We start from the raw sequence: 17,141 nt of genomic DNA, 5'->3' as shown, positions 1-17,141 counted from the left end.
ACGGTTAAGAACATTATTTTTCAGAACCGTTCCATCTATACTGAGGAGTATGAGCCGAAGAACCAGCGCCGGTATTTGCTTTCTGGGGCCTATGCCATTGGTCGCTTTGATTCGGATTGGAGTTATGAACCCTCGTTTTTGTTTCAGTGGGCTGAGCGCACGGGCGAGAAGACGATCGATGTAAACTTTAAGGCCTACCGGGCCATGCCGTTTGGACAGCTCTGGGCGGGGCTCTCGTACCGCAGGAGCCTAGATGGAGCAGAGTACCTTAGTGGACGGGAAACCAAGAACCAGCAGCTCAATTACATCACCCCGGTACTAGGCATCAATCTTGGTAAGTTTATGTTTGCCTATACCTACTCATACCAAAGTGGAAACGTACGCTTTGATGGCGGAGGCTATCACCAAATTACCCTAGGCTACGACTTCTTGGGCGGCAGACCAGAACCCTACGACTGCCACTGTCCAGCGATTAATTGATGTTTTTTAAAAGCGATGTTAGTTTTTATAGCAGAATAAATCTGCACAGTCAAAATGAGTAGCTCCAATTACATTTTTAAATAAAAATCCTTTACCAGATTCGTATATTCATCGGTATAATCGTGCCGAGCAGTTTCAATAGTGAGATTTTCAATTTTTTGATCGGCTTTATTAAAAGAGAATTCTATCATACTTCTTTTTTCTTCAGAAGTTTTATTGCCACGAACCCTACAGATTCGCTTGGGAAACAGATTTGCTTCTGAAGCTATTGTAATAAATTTTTCTTCTTCTTTTCGTGGAAGAATAACTGCAAATACACCATTTTCTGATAGAAGCTGTGAAGCGCTGTTTATCAATTCTTCAAAAGGGAGGGCATCGTTAAAGCGTGCCAATTTTCTTTCAGCAGAAATAACTTTATCCTCTTTTGAGGAAGGTTCCGCGGGCAGAGGGGGAGAATAAAATGGGGGATTGGAAATTATTAAATCGTATTTATCTTCAATCTCTTCAACAAAGGCTGCTAAAGATGCATGATAACAAAATAGTCGGTCGCCCCAAGGTGAGTTTTCAAAGTTATCAACGCATTGTTCGTAGGCTTGGTCATCGATTTCTAAAGCATCAATTAATTCTGCTTTGCTGCGTTGGGCCAGCTGTAAGGCTATAATTCCTGTGCCAGCACCAATATCTAAAATGGCGAAGGGATTATTTTTTAATGCAACCCAAGCTCCCAACAATACTCCGTCTGTTCCAATTTTCATGGCGCATCGGTCTTGCTCGATTGTAAATTGTTTGAATTTAAATGGTTGATGTTTCAAGGTTTCGTTTTGTAGATTTTTTCCCATTTTTTGGGGCTTACTTTTTTAAGATATACGTTGTAAAACGTATCATTTTCATGATTTGTTTCTTTTATCATATTGCTAAAATAATCTATTAAAGCAGTTTTATATCTGGATTGCGAGGAAAGTGCGTCCCGTCCGTTTTCGTCTAAAACGCTTATGGAGGCATAAGTTTCTATCTTGAAATGTTCTTTACCGGATGCAATGATTGTGAACTTTTCTGTAACGTTTTCAAGTAATGGTATATCATTCCATATAAGAAGAGGGTGATGCTGCTTTTTTGAAGAGCTTTCGGAATTCCACAGGCCGAAGCTGTCATACATCACCTTTTTTGTTTGAAGGAAGGAGTAAACGCAAATGAATTTTGCTTCGGTAACTTTCTCTGTTTTATTATTGATAGTAAGAAGTGTTTCCGCTAGTTGCAAGCGTGAAAAATCATTTTTAAAATGTTCGGAGCACTCAGAAATTCTCTTTTTTTCTGACGTAATTTTTGTTGATGAACAGGCTGTAATTACCGAAATGACAACTATAATGAGGCTAAGACGAATCATTCTAAAGTGGATTTAGACGTCAAGATAGTAAAACTCTACAGATAAAGATCAATCAAGCCTTCAGGTACGTCTAAAAGAATGGTTTTATTTTCTCGATCTACCTTTTTAATAAAACGATCTATGATTGGTACTAATATTTCTTTTCCTTCTTGGTCTATTATAAACAAAGCCTGCGAAGTAGTGTCGTTAACCGCAGTAATTGTTCCAATTTGGCCAAAGGATTTATCTTTGGCGGTAAAGCCTATTATTTCGTGGTAGTAGAATTTATTTCCGGTAAGTTTTGGAAGAAATTCCAAAGGAAGATAGAGGTGAGCACCTAGAAGGGCGTCTGCTTCCTTTTCATTAGTAACATCTTCAAAGCGCAACCGTAGGAGTTCGCTTTTGTGTAAAGAGCTTTCTTCAATAAAAAATGGAATCAGGTTTTTGCGTTGTTCCACAAAAACCGATTCCATTTCGGTAAAAATTTCGGGTTCGTCCGTATCTAATTTTACGAGCAGCTCCCCGTTGAAACTGTATTTTCTAACGACTTTGCCCAAGTAGAAGCAATTCTCCTTTTGCATCGTTGTTAAATTTAAGCTTCTTTGTTGTCTTCTTTAGCTTCGGCAGCAGCCTCTTCTATAGCAGATTTGGTTTCACCTTCTTCTGTTGTAGCTTCAGCTTCAGCTTCGCCTTCTTCAGTTGCTTCTTCTTCAGCAGGAGCAGCAGCGGCGGCGGCATCAGCAGCACGCTTGTCGCTTACGGCTTTTTCAGCAGCAAGTTTTTCGGCTTTTTCTTTTTCCTGAGCTTCAGAAAGATTCGCTTTTTTACTGTCAATGGCCTCTGTTTTTGTTTCTAGCCATTCGTTGAATTTAGCTTCAGCCTGTTCTTCAGTTAAAGCACCTTTACGTACTCCACCAGCAAGATGGTTTTTTAATAAAGCACCCTTGTACGAAAGAATTGCACGTGCAGTATCTGTAGGTTGCGCTCCGTTTTGAAGCCATTTTACAGCAGTATCCACGTCAAGATCTATTTGTGCTGGGTTTGTTGTTGGATTGTAAAAACCTATTTTTTCAAGGTATTTACCATCTCGTTTGCTACGGCTGTCTGCCGCGATAATCCAGAAATAAGGTTTCCCTTTTTTTCCGCGTCTTTGTAGTCTGATTTTTACAGGCATATTAAAATTAATTTTTGGAGTTCCCGACTCCGGTTATAATTAAGGACGGCAAAGATAGTATATTTTCCTTTTGGAACTCAATCAATTAAAGTTTTTCTTTACATTTGTCAAAATCATTACTCAATCTCTCGCTCATGAAGAACTATATATTCTTACTTTTATCTGTACTGTCGTTAATTTCTTGCGATGATATTGAAAAAAACGACCCAGCGCTACAGGCAAATATAGACGATAGATTCTATGCTTCTGCCGATGCCCGTGCTTTTTTAAATGGAGACGGAAGTCTTACCGTTGAGGGGATAACGCAGCAAGAATCTTTAACACTTCAGCTATCTAGTCTGGCTGAGGGTAATTTTCGCATTGGGGAAGAAGCATCAAATTATGCCGTATTCGAAGATTTTGGTGGTAATATCTACAATACCAGACCGGATGGAACGGGAATGGTTACTATTTCTGAAGTGAACGAAACTAACAAGACCATTACAGGTACATTTCATTTTAATGCTATCTTGCCAGGAATTGATACTATTTATGTTTCAAAGGGCTTTTTGCACAATGTCTCTTATACAGCCGGTGAAAATACAGATCCTAATAATATATTTAATGCAAAGGTAGATGATAATACGTTTACCACTGTTTCGATTTCGGCTACTGATACGGACGGTAATATTGTTGTATCTGGTGTAGGCACAGATGCCACAATAATAATCACAGTGCCAAATGATGTTGAACCAGAAGAGTATACGCTACTACAATCTGGATTTAATGCCAAATACCAAGATGCGGACGGTCCCGAAACAACCGAACAGGGAACAATAACTATTCTGGAGCACGATACTACAGCAAAAACTATAAAGGCTGCTTTTTCTTTCTCCACCGATCAATCTGAAATTACAATGGGTAATTTCAATGTAACCTATTAGGTAGTCTAAAACTACAGAATTTTCATTACGCGTTAAACCTTGTTAATTTACATTAAACTTAGGTTAATAATTTGTTGTGTGCCTTTCTTCGGAATATATTTATGGGTGTCCGATTGAAGTTAAACAGCTGTCTTTCGCGGACCAACGATTATAAAACAGCTGCGTAAAATAAAATAATTGATGATGAAGTTTACTGAAAAAATGTCGAATAAATTAAACGAGCTTTTAGAAAAAAATTACGATGCCGAAAAAGGGTATAAAAAAGCTGCAGAAAAAGTGGATAACACTAAAATGAAGCAATTTTTTAACGAGCAGGCTCAAAAGCGTTACGATTTTGGTCATGAATTAAAAACCGAAATCAAAAATTACGGAGAAACCCCAGATAAAGGTGGCAGTGTTACAGGAACGGCGCATAGAGCATGGATGGATGTTGAAACTGCTTTTTCTTCAAATAATGAGGAAACAATTTTAGGCGAAGTTCAAAAAGGTGAAAAAGCCGCTGTAGAGGAGTATAATGAGGTGATTAAAGATACAACCTTACCTCCTACAACCCAGCGAATTTTAACCAACCAGCGTGATACCATAGACAGCGCATGGCAAAGTGCTAAAAACTTTGAAGCAATAGTTTCTTAGTAATCAAGAAATATGATTGAGAAAAATGAAAACCGGCTCCTAAATATTGGAGTCGGTTTTTTTGTGAACAACTCCAAGTGTTTTTACTTCCCGATAGCTTGGGTTTTTTCTATTTTTACAGGAATCTTGAAAAGGCGGTTTTCGATATATTTTGAAAGAGGCTAATTCTGCTGCAAGTGAGGGGGTTAGATTGCTTTCGACACACCTGTTTGCCAAAGCGCGCCAGACAGGCTCAGACGCTTTCTTGAATTTAATGCAGTAAGTATTTATCTTCGGTACATTTTAAAAGATTGACTCTATGTGAATGAAAATGTCTCGGATTGCTTTCAAAAATAAAACCACAAAACAATAAACCCTAAACTCTGAAAAATAAATGTATTTAATCTTTGATACCGAAACAACAGGACTTCCAAAGCGTTTCAATGCTCCTGTTAGCGATAGTGACAACTGGCCACGTTGTATCCAAATTGCTTGGCAACTGCACGACGAGATGGGGAATTTATTGGAGCATCAGGATTACTTGGTGCAGCCAGATGGGTTTAATATTCCTTTTGATGCTGAAAAAATCCACGGAATTTCTACCGAATTGGCTACTGCCAAGGGCATTCCTTTAGAAGAAGTGGTTGAAAAATTTAATACAGCCCTGTCAAAATCTAAGTTCGTAGTTGGTCAGAACGTAGGCTTTGATGTAAATATCATGGGGGCGGAGTTTTTCCGATTGGGAATTGAAAATTCTTTAGAAAACCTACCCGTTTTAGATACTTGTACCGAAACCACTGCCCAGCTATGTCAAATTCCTGGTGGCCGTGGTGGAAAGTTTAAACTGCCAACACTAACCGAACTTCACGAACATCTTTTTAGTGAGGCTTTTGCAGAGGCGCACAACGCTACGGCCGACGTGGAAGCAACAACCCGCTGTTTTTTAGAGCTTATTCGGCGGCAAACATACACGCGGGAGGAGCTAGATGTTCAGCCTGATTATTTTGAAAAATTTTCAGAAGAGAACCCGGAGCCAATCCAACTAATTGGGTTAAAGCATATCAACCTAAAAAAAGCTTCGGAAAAAATCCGAAAGCAAATGCAGGCCGCTTCTGGCACCTCAGAAATTTCTTCCGAAGAGATTCAGGAAAATATAGCCACTCTGGAAGACGTGTCATTTGTTCACCTACATAATCATTCGCAATATTCCATTTTGCAATCTACTTCCGGAACGGCCGATTTGGTAAAAGCTGCAGTGGCAAACAATATGCCGGCAGTTGCCATTACAGATACTGCCAACATGATGGGGGCTTTCCATTTTGTGCAGGCCGTTAATACGCACAACAAATCCCTTTCGGAAGAAGACAAAGATAAATCTCTAAAAGGAATTGTAGGCTGTGAGTTTTTTGTTTGCGAAGACCACCTTAATAAAAGCCATAAGGACAACGGATATCAAGTTGTAATGCTCGCCAAAAATAAAAACGGGTATCATAACTTGGCCAAGATGTCGTCTATAGCCTATACCAATGGTTTCTATTATGTGCCGAGAATTGATAAAAATGTCATTGAAAAATACAAGAATGATATTATTGTTTTAACGGGAAGTCTTACGGGAGAGGTGCCTGGAAAAATTTTAAATATTGGTGAAAATCAGGCAGAGGAGGCTTTGCTTTGGTGGAAGGAAATGTTTGGAGACGATCTTTATGTTGAGATTATGCGCCATGACCAAGAAGATGAAAAGCGGGTAAATGATGTTTTGGTGGCTATGGCAAAGCGCAATAACGTAAAACTTGTAGCTTGCAACAATACCTATTATATCAATAAAGAAGATGCCAATGCTCATGATATTCTACTTTGTGTAAAAGACGGCGAAAAGCAGGCAACACCTATTGGCCGTGGTCGCGGTTATAGATATGGTTTGCCAAACCAAGAGTATTATTTTAAGGGTCAGGACGAAATGAAACTGTTGTTCAAAGACCTTCCGGAAGCAATTTTGAATATAGCTGAAGTGGTTTCAAAAATTGAACCTTTTACTTTACATCGCGATGTGTTGCTTCCCAATTTTGGGATTCCTGAGCAGTTTTTGGATCCTGAAGACGTTGATGGTGGCAAACGTGGAGAAAATGCGTATTTAAGGCATTTAACCTATGAAGGGGCTCGGCGTCGATACCCCGAACTCATTGAGGTTTCTTTTGAGGCCCTTACCAGTTTTGAGCTTACCGATGAAACGCCACAACGCGTCAAAGATATTAAGCAGCGCCTCGATTTTGAATTGGAGGTGATTGCTAACACCGGTTATCCCGGTTACTTTCTTATTGTTCAGGATTTTATTGCCGAAGCTCGAAAAATGGACGTATCGGTGGGTCCAGGACGTGGCTCGGCGGCGGGTAGTGCGGTGGCCTATTGTTTGGGCATTACCAACATAGACCCCATAGCCTACGACTTACTTTTTGAGCGTTTTTTAAATCCGGATCGTGTGAGTATGCCCGATATTGATATTGATTTTGACGATGAGGGCAGAAGTAGGGTGATGGATTATGTAATTGATAAATACGGAAGCAACCAAGTGGCGCAGATCATTACGTATGGTACCATGGCTGCAAAATCTTCCATTCGCGATACGGCTCGGGTTTTGGATTTACCGTTAAATGAAGCGGATAGAATCTCGAAGCTTATCCCGAATATGACAAAGCTGAACAAAATCTTTGCTTTGAGTCCAGCAGATTTACGCAGTAAGTTCCGTAGCGATGAGCTTCCAAAGGTGCAGGAGCTTTTAAACCTTTCGGAAGGTTCTGATTTGGAGGCCCAGACCATAAACCAGGCGAAAATTTTAGAGGGTTCCGTCAGAAACACCGGAATCCACGCATGTGGGGTAATCATTACGCCCAGTGATATTACCAACTTCGTTCCAGTTTCTACTGCAAAAGATTCTGACCTATACGTTACCCAGTTTGATAATGCGGTGGTGGAAAGTGCTGGTTTGTTAAAGATGGACTTTTTAGGTCTTAAAACGCTTACACTTATTAAGGACACCGTAAAGCTTGTAAAGCATAAACACAATATAGATTTAGATCCAGATGCTTTTCCGCTAGACGATGTAAAAACCTATGAGCTTTTCCAAAGAGGGGAAACGGTTGGGATTTTCCAATATGAATCTGCAGGGATGCAGAAATATATGAAAGAATTGAAACCAACGGTCTTTGCAGATTTAATTGCAATGAACGCCTTGTATCGTCCTGGACCAATGGAGTATATCCCGAGTTTCGTAAAACGGAAGCACGGGGAGGAGGAAATTGAATACGATCTTCCCGCCATGGAGGAGTATTTAGAAGAAACCTATGGAATTACGGTTTATCAGGAGCAGGTGATGTTGCTGTCGCAAAAGCTGGCAGGATTTACTAAAGGTGAAGCCGATGTTTTGCGAAAGGCAATGGGTAAAAAGCAAAAACTGGTACTAGATGAGATGAAACCCAAGTTTATAGCCCAAGCTTCGGAAAAGGGCCATGATGCTGAAAAACTTGAGAAAATTTGGAAAGACTGGGAAGCATTTGCGAGTTATGCGTTTAATAAATCGCATTCTACCTGTTATGCTTGGATTGCCTATCAAACCGCATATTTAAAGGCGCATTATCCTGCGGAATATATGGCTGCTGTGTTGAGTAACAATATGAACGACATTAAGCAGGTAACCTTCTTTATGGACGAATGTAAGCGGATGGGGATGCATGTTTTGGGGCCAGATGTTAACGAATCTTTTCATAAATTCACCGTAAATGACCAAGGTGCTATCCGTTTTGGAATGGGGGCTGTAAAAGGTGTGGGTGGCAGTGCTGTGGCAACCATTGTTGAAAATAGAAAAGACGGAAAATACAAATCTATTTTTGATCTTGCCAAGCGCATAGACCTTCGTGCGGCAAATAAAAAAGCTTTTGAAAACTTGGCCTTAGCTGGCGGTTTTGACGGTTTTGATACTCACCGTGCGCAATACCTTCACGATGAAGGCGATGGGATTATGTTTATTGAAAAGGTGCTGCGTTATGCTGCCAAGTATCAGGAAACACAGAATTCGTCGCAGGTTAGTTTGTTTGGTGATGCCAGTGAAGTGCAGATTCCTGAGCCCGAAGTTCCGCCATGCGAACAATGGGGAACCATGAAAAAGCTAAAACAAGAACGCGAGGTGGTCGGTGTTTATATTTCTGGACATCCGCTAGACGATTTTGAATTGGAGATAAAATACTTTACAAACTGCAAAGTTTCAGACTTTAATCGGTTGGATAATTACTTGAATAAAGAAATGACTTTTGGTGGTGTGGTTAGCGATGTACAGCACAGGGAGTCTAAAGCTGGTAAAGGTTGGGCTATTTTTACTGTGGAAGATTATGAAGACAGTTACGACTTTAAGATTTTTGGAGAACAATACCTAAAATGGCGGCATTTCTTGGTTCCTAATTCTTTTATTCACGGTCGTGTTTTTGTAAAAGAAGGCTGGACAAATCGGGAAACCGGAAAAAAAGGAGATCCTCGACTTCAGTATAACAACTTTCAGCTGCTTCATGATGTTATGGAAAAGCATTCTAAAAAACTAACGCTTCAGATGCCTTTAAGCTACCTGGAAGATGGAAAGATAGATGCGCTTAAAGATTTGATAAAAACGCATAACGGCGAAAAACAACTGTATTTTGTGGTTTATGAAATGGACGAAAAGATAAAGCTCACCTTGCCGAGTAAGAAACACAAGGTCAATATTTCAAAAGAGCTGTTAAAAGAACTTGATATGGAGGAGGTTCATTATAGGTTAAATTAAACGCTAATGTCTCTAAAACATATTTTACGGCAATAGAAATAAACAATACACGCATTTCCTAAACATATATTAACTATTACTTTATAGTAAAAAAATTAACTATTTTTGACAATCATTAAAAACAAAGATTATGGCATTAGAAATAACAGACGCAACATTTGAAGAAACGGTTTTAAACAGTGACAAGCCGGTATTGGTTGACTTTTGGGCGGCCTGGTGCGGACCTTGCCGAATGGTAGGACCCATCATAGAAGAAATTGGTAAAGAATACGAAGGCAAAGCCGTTGTAGGTAAGGTTGACGTAGATGCAAACCAAGAATTTGCTTCTAAATACGGCGTTAGAAACATACCGACGGTATTGGTTTTTCAAAACGGTGAGGTTGTAGGACGTCAAGTAGGCGTTGCTCCTAAAAACGTTTATGCAGAAGCAATTGATACGCTTTTGTAACAGAACTAGATAAAATAAAACTATAAAAGGCTTGGCGTATTGCCAGGCCTTTTTTTATATTAGTAAAATGTCTAGCTTAATATTTGCCGTAGTTTGCAGATACGTTTAAGAGGCCTTTTGAAATTGAAATTAATAATAAAAATACACCCGCCTTCGCGGAGATTAATATGGGAAAAACAGATAAAGTACAAGATGTAATTGATGGTAAACTATTGGAAGAGCGCAAGGTTTTTCTCTGGGGAATGGTGGATGATAAAAGTGCCCGTCATGTAGTAGATAGATTGATGTATCTGGACGCATTAAACCATGACGAAATTAAATTCTACATCAACAGCCCAGGAGGTTATGTAACCTCAGGATTTTCAATCTATGACACCCTGCGTGAAATAGAAAGTCCGGTTTCTACCATTTGTACGGGTTTAGCAGCTTCAATGGGAAGTATTTTACTTTCGGCCGGCGCAAAAGGAAAACGATTTATTCAGCCCCATGCGCGGGTAATGATTCACCAGCCCAGTGGCGGAGCACGAGGTGTTGCTAGTGATATAGAAATTACCGCTCAGGAAATTTTAAAGACCAAGGAGATCAGTGCTAGAATATTGGCCGATAACTGTGGTCAAAAAATGGATAAGGTGTTAAAAGACTTTAATCGGGATCATTGGATGGATGCCGAAGAATCGGTAAAATACGGAATTGTAGATGAAATTATGAAGTAAATAAAAAGGCATGGCATAGCTGCGGCGCTTTCCGGATGTATGTAGCAAGTAATGCTGTTGTATTTATTTTGAACAACTCTAAATCTATTTAAAATGAAAAAAGCAACCTTAGTATTAGCATTAGTTGTAACAATACTTTTCGGCTGTAAAAATGGCGAAAAGAAGGAAGTTGCTTCTGAAGAAATTGAAGAAGTAGAAGAAACTGTAGATTCCGCCGTAATAGACGGGCATAACTCCCAAAATTCACTAGACTGGTCGGGAGTATATGAAGGCGTGGTGCCATGCGCAGACTGCGAAGGCATTAAAACGGTTCTGGAGCTTAAGGACGACGGTACGTACCTTCTCTCTGAAACCTATCTTGGTGAATCAGACGATGAGCTTAAATCAACTGGAAACTTTTACTGGGACGATGCAGGTTCAAATATCACTTTAGAGAACGCAGACGCCAACAGAATGTTTAAAGTGGGGGAGAATCAAATTTTCATGCTCGATATGCAAGGAAATAGGGTAAAAGGCGATATGGCCGATTTATATATTCTAAAGAAAACAATTGAGTGATTTTTTAGTTCTTGGGTGCATTTTTATAAGTAAGTTTTGCTTACAAATAAAAACCAATCAGAAATCTGAAGTTTCTAATTTCATTTTGAACTCAAGTAACTATTGTAGTATAAAATTCAAATAAAACGATCAAATTTAGGTCGCTGAGTGGTTGTTATGATGCTTAGCGATTTGTAAATAGTGCTTACACGTGAATATAGAAAAGGAAATAAACGAAATTGTTGGTTTTAAGAATCTTGAACTGCTAGCGAAGCAGGTGGTAGAGGGTTTTATTTCTGGACTTCATAAAAGTCCGTTTCATGGTTTTTCTGCTGAATTTGCCGAGCATAAAATTTACAATCAGGGCGAAAGTACAAAACATATAGATTGGAAGCTCTTTGCTAAAACTGATAAGCTATACACCAAACGCTATGAGGAAGAAACCAATCTGCGCTGCCATCTTATTGTGGATAACAGCAGTTCAATGCATTATCCTTCACTAAAAGATTTCAATATAAATTCGCTTAATAAAATTGGATTCTCGGTGTTGGCATCAGCGGCAATAATGAATTTAATGAAACGTCAACGCGATGCTGTGGGGATGAGTATTTATAGTGACGAATATGAGTTTTATGCTTCGGAAAAAGGAAGTGAGCGCCATCATCAAATGTTACTTCAAAAGTTAAACGAAGCTTTGGGTTCTTCAAAAGAAAAGACTGAAACCAAAACCTATGAACACCTTCACTTAATTGCTGAAAAATTAAAACGTCGGTCTTTGGTTTTTCTCTTTACCGATATGTTTCAAAGTGATGCCGAAGAAGAAAAGCTTTTTGAGGCGCTTCAACATTTAAAATACAATAAACACGAAGTCATCTTATTTCATACGTTCGATAAAAAACACGAGGTGGATTTCAATTTCAGCAATAGGCCAAAACGTTTTGTAGATGTTGAAACGGGAGAACATATTAACTTGTATGCCGATAATATTAAGGAGCATTATGAGGCCGCCGTTCAGAATTATTTTAAAGAGTTGCAATTGCGATGTGCCCAATATCGAATTAAGTATGTATTGACCGATATAAATGAAAGCTTTAATACCATTTTGACTACTTATTTGGTGGAGCGTCAAAAATTTGGTTAATAGGCGGTAATTGTCCGGTTGCGCTGGAGGTATGCTTTAGTTTGAGTGTGACGTAACTTGTAGTACTCGTTTCAATATTTATTTTTCTGGATTTAAACCTCAACAAGCCATTGCCAGTATGCAGTATTTGAGAATGTTAGAAATTACTGAAATAATAAATTAATTTTTTTTTAAAAATAGTTTGTGGAAATGAAATGGAGTGGTATATTTGCCACCGCTTAATACAGCAAGGAACATGTTCCAAAATGTATTGGTAACAATTTTTCACTATGCCTAACTGTTGTTAGGGTTTGCCTGAAGGTAGATTGAAAATTTGGTCTGGTAGTTCTCCCGATAGTTATCGGGATGGTTAGAATACCTGACAAGAGAAAAAGATTGGCTTATATCTTTAAATAGGCTGAAGCAATATTACCAATCGACTGTTGTCGGTTACCGTTTAAAACGGGTTTATAATATTGGTCTGGTAGTTCAGTTGGTTAGAATACCTGCCTGTCACGCAGGGGGTCGCGAGTTCGAGTCTCGTCCAGACCGCATAATGCCTTTGAAGAAAGGCATCTCATTAATGATTTGAACTGTTATTGATGGGATTCCTGCCTCCGCAGGAATGAAGATGTTGTGTTGAGTCACTTAAAAGTGGCTTGTGGTTTAATCCCGATAGCTATCGGGAAGAACCGATGAGAAGCTTTTCCTACTGGAGAGGCTTTTTTTGTTTTACACCAAATTCTCGCGTAGGGGATCAAGTCCAAAAGTTGTGGATCAAGAACAATTGTTGTGTTTATGCAAAAATTCCTGGGCTTTCTCAAAAATCCGCCATTAGTTTAATTGGAATGATCCATGATATGGGGTTTGGTATATTGAAAATTCTCTTATCTTTCATTCAACATTAATCAACATTTTAAAAGAACATGATTCTAAAAACAATAAAAAATCGACGTGCCGTGTTTCCTGCACAGTATAACGATACCCCAATAACAAAGGCAGAAATTTTAAGTATCCTGGAAGCTGCCAATTGGGCGCCCACCCATAAGCGAACAGAACCTTGGCGATTTAAGGTTTTTCACGGGGATTCGCTGGTAGAACTCGGAAAATTCATGGGGGAGACCTATAAAAATACCACTGCTAAATTCTCCGATACTAAACACAAAAAACTTATAGATAAATGTGCGATAGCCAAATGTGTAATTGCAATCTGCATGCAGAGAGATCCAAAAGAACGCGTACCAGAATGGGAAGAGGTTGCAGCAACGGCAATGGCTGTTCAGAATATGTGGCTAACAGCTTCCGAAATGAAAATTGGAGCCTACTGGAGCTCGCCAGCACTTATAAAACAGATGGGCGAATTTCTTAACCTAGAGGAAGGGGAGCATTGTTTGGGGTTTTTCTATATGGGAAAATATGACGATGCGCTTCCAGCAGGAACACGGAATACCTCCATTGAAGAAAAAACGGAATGGATGTAATTGCACAAGTCTAAAAATCAAAACCTTAAAACCTCATGCTTTTATCAAGCTCGAGGTTTTTTTAAAAATTAATTAACTAAAAACCTAGTTCAAACTAAAAAATTAGTTACATTTGTTGTTCCACGCCATAAATCTAAAACCTTATGACCAAAAAAATAAAACAATTAACAAAAGCCGAAGAAGACATAATGCAAATTCTTTGGGATTTGGAGGAAGCGAATGTGGCTTCAATCATAGATAAATTACCTGCACCAAAACCAGCCTATAACACGGTTTCAACCATTGTACGCATTTTGGAAAGCAAAGATTTTGTAGATTATAGAAAGCAGGGCAGAGGGCATATCTATTTTCCGAAAGTGAAAAAAAGCGCATATAGCAGCCAATCTTTAAATAAATTAATGGACGGATATTTTCAAGGTTCTTTTAAAAGTATGGTTTCTTTCTTTATGAAGAAAAACGACATCAGCATCCAGGAAATGGAAGCGATTATGAAGGAAATTAATTCTGAAAAAACCAAAAAATGATACATACCATCTTACAAATATTGGTTTTTCAGTTTCTGTTCTTGGCGGTTTATGATCTCTTTCTAAAAAAGGAAACATTCTTTACTTTAAACAGGATCTATTTACTTGCAGCTCCGGTTTTAGGCTTTGCACTGCCCTTTCTCAGTTTCGGGTTTATACAGCAAAACATTCCGCAGGAATATGTTTTTCAGTTGCCAACACTTGTTATTGGCAACACAGCTGCGGAAAATATTTCTGGCGAAGCTTCGTATTGGCTTCCCAGTTTACTCGGGGTTTGGACACTTGGGGTTGTAATTAGCACAGCTCTTTTTGGCTGGAAATTATATAAATTACACAAACTTAGGTCGGTAGGGGCTTTATATAAGCAAGACGGCTCTAAGCTTATAATCTTGCCAAAAACCAAGGCGGCTTTTTCTTTTAGTAAAACGATTTATCTGGGTGAAAATATTTCAGAAGAAAGCCGTGCCAGTATTATTGCGCACGAAAAAGTACACTTGCAACAAAAACATACCTACGATCTTATTTTTTTCGAAATGCTTCGTATTGTCTGTTGGTTTAATCCGTTTATCTACCTGTTTCAAAGCCGGATGACAACGCTCCATGAATTTATTGCTGATGCCAAGATCGCCTTGAGTAAAGACAAAAAACAATACTATCAAAACTTGCTTTCAGAAGTATTTCAGACCGAAGAAATATCATTTATCAATACATTCTTCAAGCAATCATTAATCAAAAAACGAGTAATCATGTTACAAAAATCAAAATCACGAAAAATTAAATTAATGAAGTATTTGTTATTGCTTCCAATTTTAGGGGGTATGTTGATATATACCTCCTGTTCGGACAATGCAGAAAATCTTCAAGAACAGCAGCAGGTTTCTGATGAAATCCCTCCACCACCTCCACCACCAGCACCTCCTGAACACAAGGGAGATGTTGATATACCGTTTGCAGCAATTGAAAAAGTGCCCACATACCCAGGATGTTCTGGAGACAATGAAACTATGAAAAAATGCATGTCAACTAAAATAGCCGAATTTCTCAATAATAATTTTAATACGGAATTGGGTAAAACGCTGGATCTTAAAGGAAGACAACGAATTGCCGTTCAGTTTAAAATTGACAAAACAGGAAAGGTTGCTGATGTTCGGGCACGTGCAAATCATCCTAAGCTAGAGGCAGAAGCACTGCGAATAGTGAAAATGCTTCCGCAAATGCAACCCGGAGAGCAGAAAGGTGAAAAAGTTGGCGTACTTTACTCCTTGCCTATTGTTTTTGACGTAGTGGAATGAATAAAATAATCTTATTCCTTTTTCTAGTGCTATTATTTAAGGCCGAAGCTCAAAACGCTTCGGCTTTAACTGTTTCCAAAAAGGCAGATAGTCTGTTTGAAATAGGAGTGTATAACAAGGCGATACCTTACTTTTTGGAGGCCAAACGCTATCGAGAAGTTGCTAGAAGTTACGAGGCAATTGGAAATAATAGTAAAGCGCGCAAATATTTTCAAAAAGCGCTATTCAAAAATAAAGAAAATCCCAAAACGCAATTTGAATATGTTAAGTTGCTCGTGAAACTATCGCGTTATAAAGAAGCCGATAGTGTGCTTCAAAATCTTCAATCGCGTTTTCCTGATAATTCCAATTTCGTTTATAAAAGAGGTCTGATAAAAGAGGCTCAAAACGATTCCACAGCAATTGAATATTACAAGCAGGTTTATTTATTGGACACAAACCATATTAATTCTACCTACAAAATTGCCCGTAATCATATTGAAAACAGAAAATTTGTGGAGTCGGAAGCATATATCAACAAAGGATTGGTAGCTGATAGCACGAGTATTAGATTTCTAAACTTGCTTGCCTTAAAACAATTTTACACCAAAGATTATCATGAAGCAATTGTTACCTATTCCAAATTAATAATTCGGGGAGCGGGCAATATTCAAATTCACGAAAACTTGGCTTCCTGTTATTCGAACACGTATCAATTTGAAAAAGCCTTACATCAATTTGAGATATTACTTACGGAATACGATGATAAAAACGCGAAATGGCATTTAGAAATTGCAGGTTTATACCGAAGTTTAAAGGAATATAAGAAGGCAGAGCGTCATTTGAATATTGCTATTGCCCTGCAAGAGATTCCTCTGTCTAAAAGTTATATGGGGCTAGCAAAAGTATTTAAAGCACAAAAAGACTATAAAAATGAAATGGAAGCTTTAAAAAGTGCTTTGTCAAATAATCCAAATAATGAAATGGCGCTTTATAGCATGGCGATAGCTGCCGATAATTATTTTGCCGATAAAAAACTGGTGCTTGGTTATTATGAGGCTTATTTGAGAAAATATGCCGAAAATGGAAAAATGCGCAATTTGGCAAAACACCGTGTTGCAGATTTAAAAAATGAACTTCATTTCACTACCGATTAAGTTTCAGTAATTTTGTATTTTTCAAATTGAATTTTTTCTGAAATGAAACATCCGTGGCTTTTTATTCTCATCCTTGTACTGGCAACCTCCTGTCAGTTTTTTGAGACTGAAAAAGTTTCTTCGGAAGAAATTTATAACCAAGAGCTTCAAACAATTGATTGGAGTAATGTAGATAGCTATCCTTCCTTTACCAACTGCGAAAATGCGATTGAAAAGTCAAAACAGAAGGAGTGTTTTATAAACACAATTAGCACCCAGCTGTATAAATCAATTAGCAATGAAAGTATGGTTGCCGCACGAGATGTTTACGACACCGTAAAAGTAAATTTTGAAGTTAGTAGCCACGGCGAACTTTCCATTCGTAAGATTAAAATGGATACGCTTTTGCAAAAAGAATTTCCTCACTTAAAACAGTGGCTCTTGCAAAGTGTTGATTCGCTTCAGCCCGTTGCTCCTGCCTATAAACGCGGAATTCCGGTAAAAACACAGTTTACTTTGCCCGTAATCATCAAAACGAACTAATCTTAAGAACGG

The 17,141-nt window shown here is 38.5% G+C and carries 17 protein-coding genes and 1 tRNA gene; 14 read left to right on the top strand and 4 right to left on the bottom strand.

Annotation, left to right across the window (positions count from 1 at the left end; all coding sequences use genetic code 11):
- On the top strand, window positions 1–480 hold a 480-nt coding region (locus QPK98_RS15210), incomplete at its 5' end, for a type IX secretion system membrane protein PorP/SprF (protein ID WP_310994323.1).
- Window positions 481–548: 68 nt separating this feature from the next.
- On the opposite strand, the gene QPK98_RS15205 is transcribed toward QPK98_RS15210, so the two are convergent.
- The 4 genes from QPK98_RS15205 to QPK98_RS15190 are packed head-to-tail and all read right to left on the bottom strand — an operon-like array spanning window position 549 to window position 3,017.
- Window positions 549–1,319: a tRNA1(Val) (adenine(37)-N6)-methyltransferase gene (locus tag QPK98_RS15205; protein WP_310994321.1), complete on the bottom strand. Its 771-nt coding sequence runs from the start codon at window positions 1,317–1,319 to the stop codon at window positions 549–551.
- A complete protein-coding gene (locus QPK98_RS15200; RefSeq protein WP_310994320.1) occupies window positions 1,289–1,864 on the bottom strand; it encodes a hypothetical protein in 576 nt (191 codons plus the stop codon). Before QPK98_RS15200 ends, QPK98_RS15205 begins: the two co-directional genes overlap by 31 nt.
- 35 nt (window positions 1,865–1,899) lie before the next feature.
- A complete protein-coding gene (gene rimM, locus QPK98_RS15195; protein WP_310994318.1) occupies window positions 1,900–2,424 on the bottom strand; it encodes a ribosome maturation factor RimM in 525 nt (174 codons plus the stop codon).
- An 11-nt stretch (window positions 2,425–2,435) separates the two neighbouring features.
- On the bottom strand, window positions 2,436–3,017 hold the full coding sequence (locus QPK98_RS15190) for a 30S ribosomal protein S16 (RefSeq protein WP_310994317.1): 582 nt from the start codon (window positions 3,015–3,017) through the stop codon (window positions 2,436–2,438).
- A gap of 134 nt (window positions 3,018–3,151) precedes the next feature.
- Between QPK98_RS15190 and QPK98_RS15185 the strand changes: the two genes are divergently transcribed.
- The 13 genes from QPK98_RS15185 to QPK98_RS15125 all read left to right on the top strand — a co-directional run bounded on the left by QPK98_RS15185 (window position 3,152) and on the right by QPK98_RS15125 (window position 17,129).
- On the top strand, window positions 3,152–3,940 hold the full coding sequence (locus QPK98_RS15185) for a DUF6252 domain-containing protein (RefSeq protein ID WP_310994316.1): 789 nt from the start codon (window positions 3,152–3,154) through the stop codon (window positions 3,938–3,940).
- Between the two features lie 183 nt (window positions 3,941–4,123).
- The gene (locus QPK98_RS15180; protein WP_310994326.1) at window positions 4,124–4,573 is read left to right on the top strand and encodes a ferritin-like domain-containing protein; all 450 of its coding nucleotides are present in this window, start codon (window positions 4,124–4,126) and stop codon (window positions 4,571–4,573) included.
- Between the two features lie 373 nt (window positions 4,574–4,946).
- Window positions 4,947–9,356, top strand: a complete 4,410-nt coding sequence (gene dnaE / locus QPK98_RS15175) for a DNA polymerase III subunit alpha (protein ID WP_310994315.1) — start codon at window positions 4,947–4,949, stop codon at window positions 9,354–9,356.
- Between the two features lie 130 nt (window positions 9,357–9,486).
- Window positions 9,487–9,804 carry a thioredoxin gene (gene trxA / locus QPK98_RS15170; RefSeq protein WP_310994314.1) on the top strand — a complete coding sequence of 106 codons (318 nt, stop codon included), beginning with the start codon at window positions 9,487–9,489 and terminating at the stop codon, window positions 9,802–9,804.
- 128 nt (window positions 9,805–9,932) lie between these two features.
- Window positions 9,933–10,517, top strand: coding sequence for a ClpP family protease (locus QPK98_RS15165; RefSeq protein WP_310994325.1), 585 nt, complete (start codon window positions 9,933–9,935; stop codon window positions 10,515–10,517).
- 93 nt (window positions 10,518–10,610) lie between these two features.
- On the top strand, window positions 10,611–11,075 hold the full coding sequence (locus tag QPK98_RS15160) for a copper resistance protein NlpE (protein ID WP_310994313.1): 465 nt from the start codon (window positions 10,611–10,613) through the stop codon (window positions 11,073–11,075).
- 190 nt (window positions 11,076–11,265) lie between these two features.
- Window positions 11,266–12,195, top strand: a complete 930-nt coding sequence (locus tag QPK98_RS15155) for a DUF58 domain-containing protein (protein ID WP_310994312.1) — start codon at window positions 11,266–11,268, stop codon at window positions 12,193–12,195.
- Window positions 12,196–12,652: 457 nt separating this feature from the next.
- Window positions 12,653–12,726: transfer RNA gene (locus QPK98_RS15150), tRNA-Asp, on the top strand.
- A 374-nt stretch (window positions 12,727–13,100) separates the two neighbouring features.
- Window positions 13,101–13,655 carry a nitroreductase family protein gene (locus QPK98_RS15145; RefSeq protein ID WP_310994311.1) on the top strand — a complete coding sequence of 185 codons (555 nt, stop codon included), beginning with the start codon at window positions 13,101–13,103 and terminating at the stop codon, window positions 13,653–13,655.
- Window positions 13,656–13,810: 155 nt separating this feature from the next.
- On the top strand, window positions 13,811–14,179 hold the full coding sequence (locus QPK98_RS15140; RefSeq protein ID WP_310994324.1) for a BlaI/MecI/CopY family transcriptional regulator: 369 nt from the start codon (window positions 13,811–13,813) through the stop codon (window positions 14,177–14,179).
- Complete coding sequence (locus QPK98_RS15135) at window positions 14,176–15,471, top strand: M56 family metallopeptidase (protein WP_310994309.1); 1,296 nt, start codon at window positions 14,176–14,178, stop codon at window positions 15,469–15,471. The genes QPK98_RS15140 and QPK98_RS15135 overlap by 4 nt, the downstream gene beginning before the upstream one ends.
- Window positions 15,468–16,607, top strand: coding sequence for a tetratricopeptide repeat protein (locus QPK98_RS15130; protein ID WP_310994308.1), 1,140 nt, complete (start codon window positions 15,468–15,470; stop codon window positions 16,605–16,607). The genes QPK98_RS15135 and QPK98_RS15130 overlap by 4 nt, the downstream gene beginning before the upstream one ends.
- A gap of 42 nt (window positions 16,608–16,649) precedes the next feature.
- The gene (locus tag QPK98_RS15125) at window positions 16,650–17,129 is read left to right on the top strand and encodes a hypothetical protein (RefSeq protein ID WP_310994307.1); all 480 of its coding nucleotides are present in this window, start codon (window positions 16,650–16,652) and stop codon (window positions 17,127–17,129) included.
- Window positions 17,130–17,141 lie beyond the last annotated feature (12 nt).

Origin of the sequence: Aequorivita marina (genome assembly GCF_031631895.2) — a bacterium.
GTDB classification, from domain to species: domain Bacteria; phylum Bacteroidota; class Bacteroidia; order Flavobacteriales; family Flavobacteriaceae; genus Aequorivita; species Aequorivita marina.
Note: the sequence above shows the minus strand (reverse complement) of the source record. Positions and strands in the feature narration are given on the sequence as shown.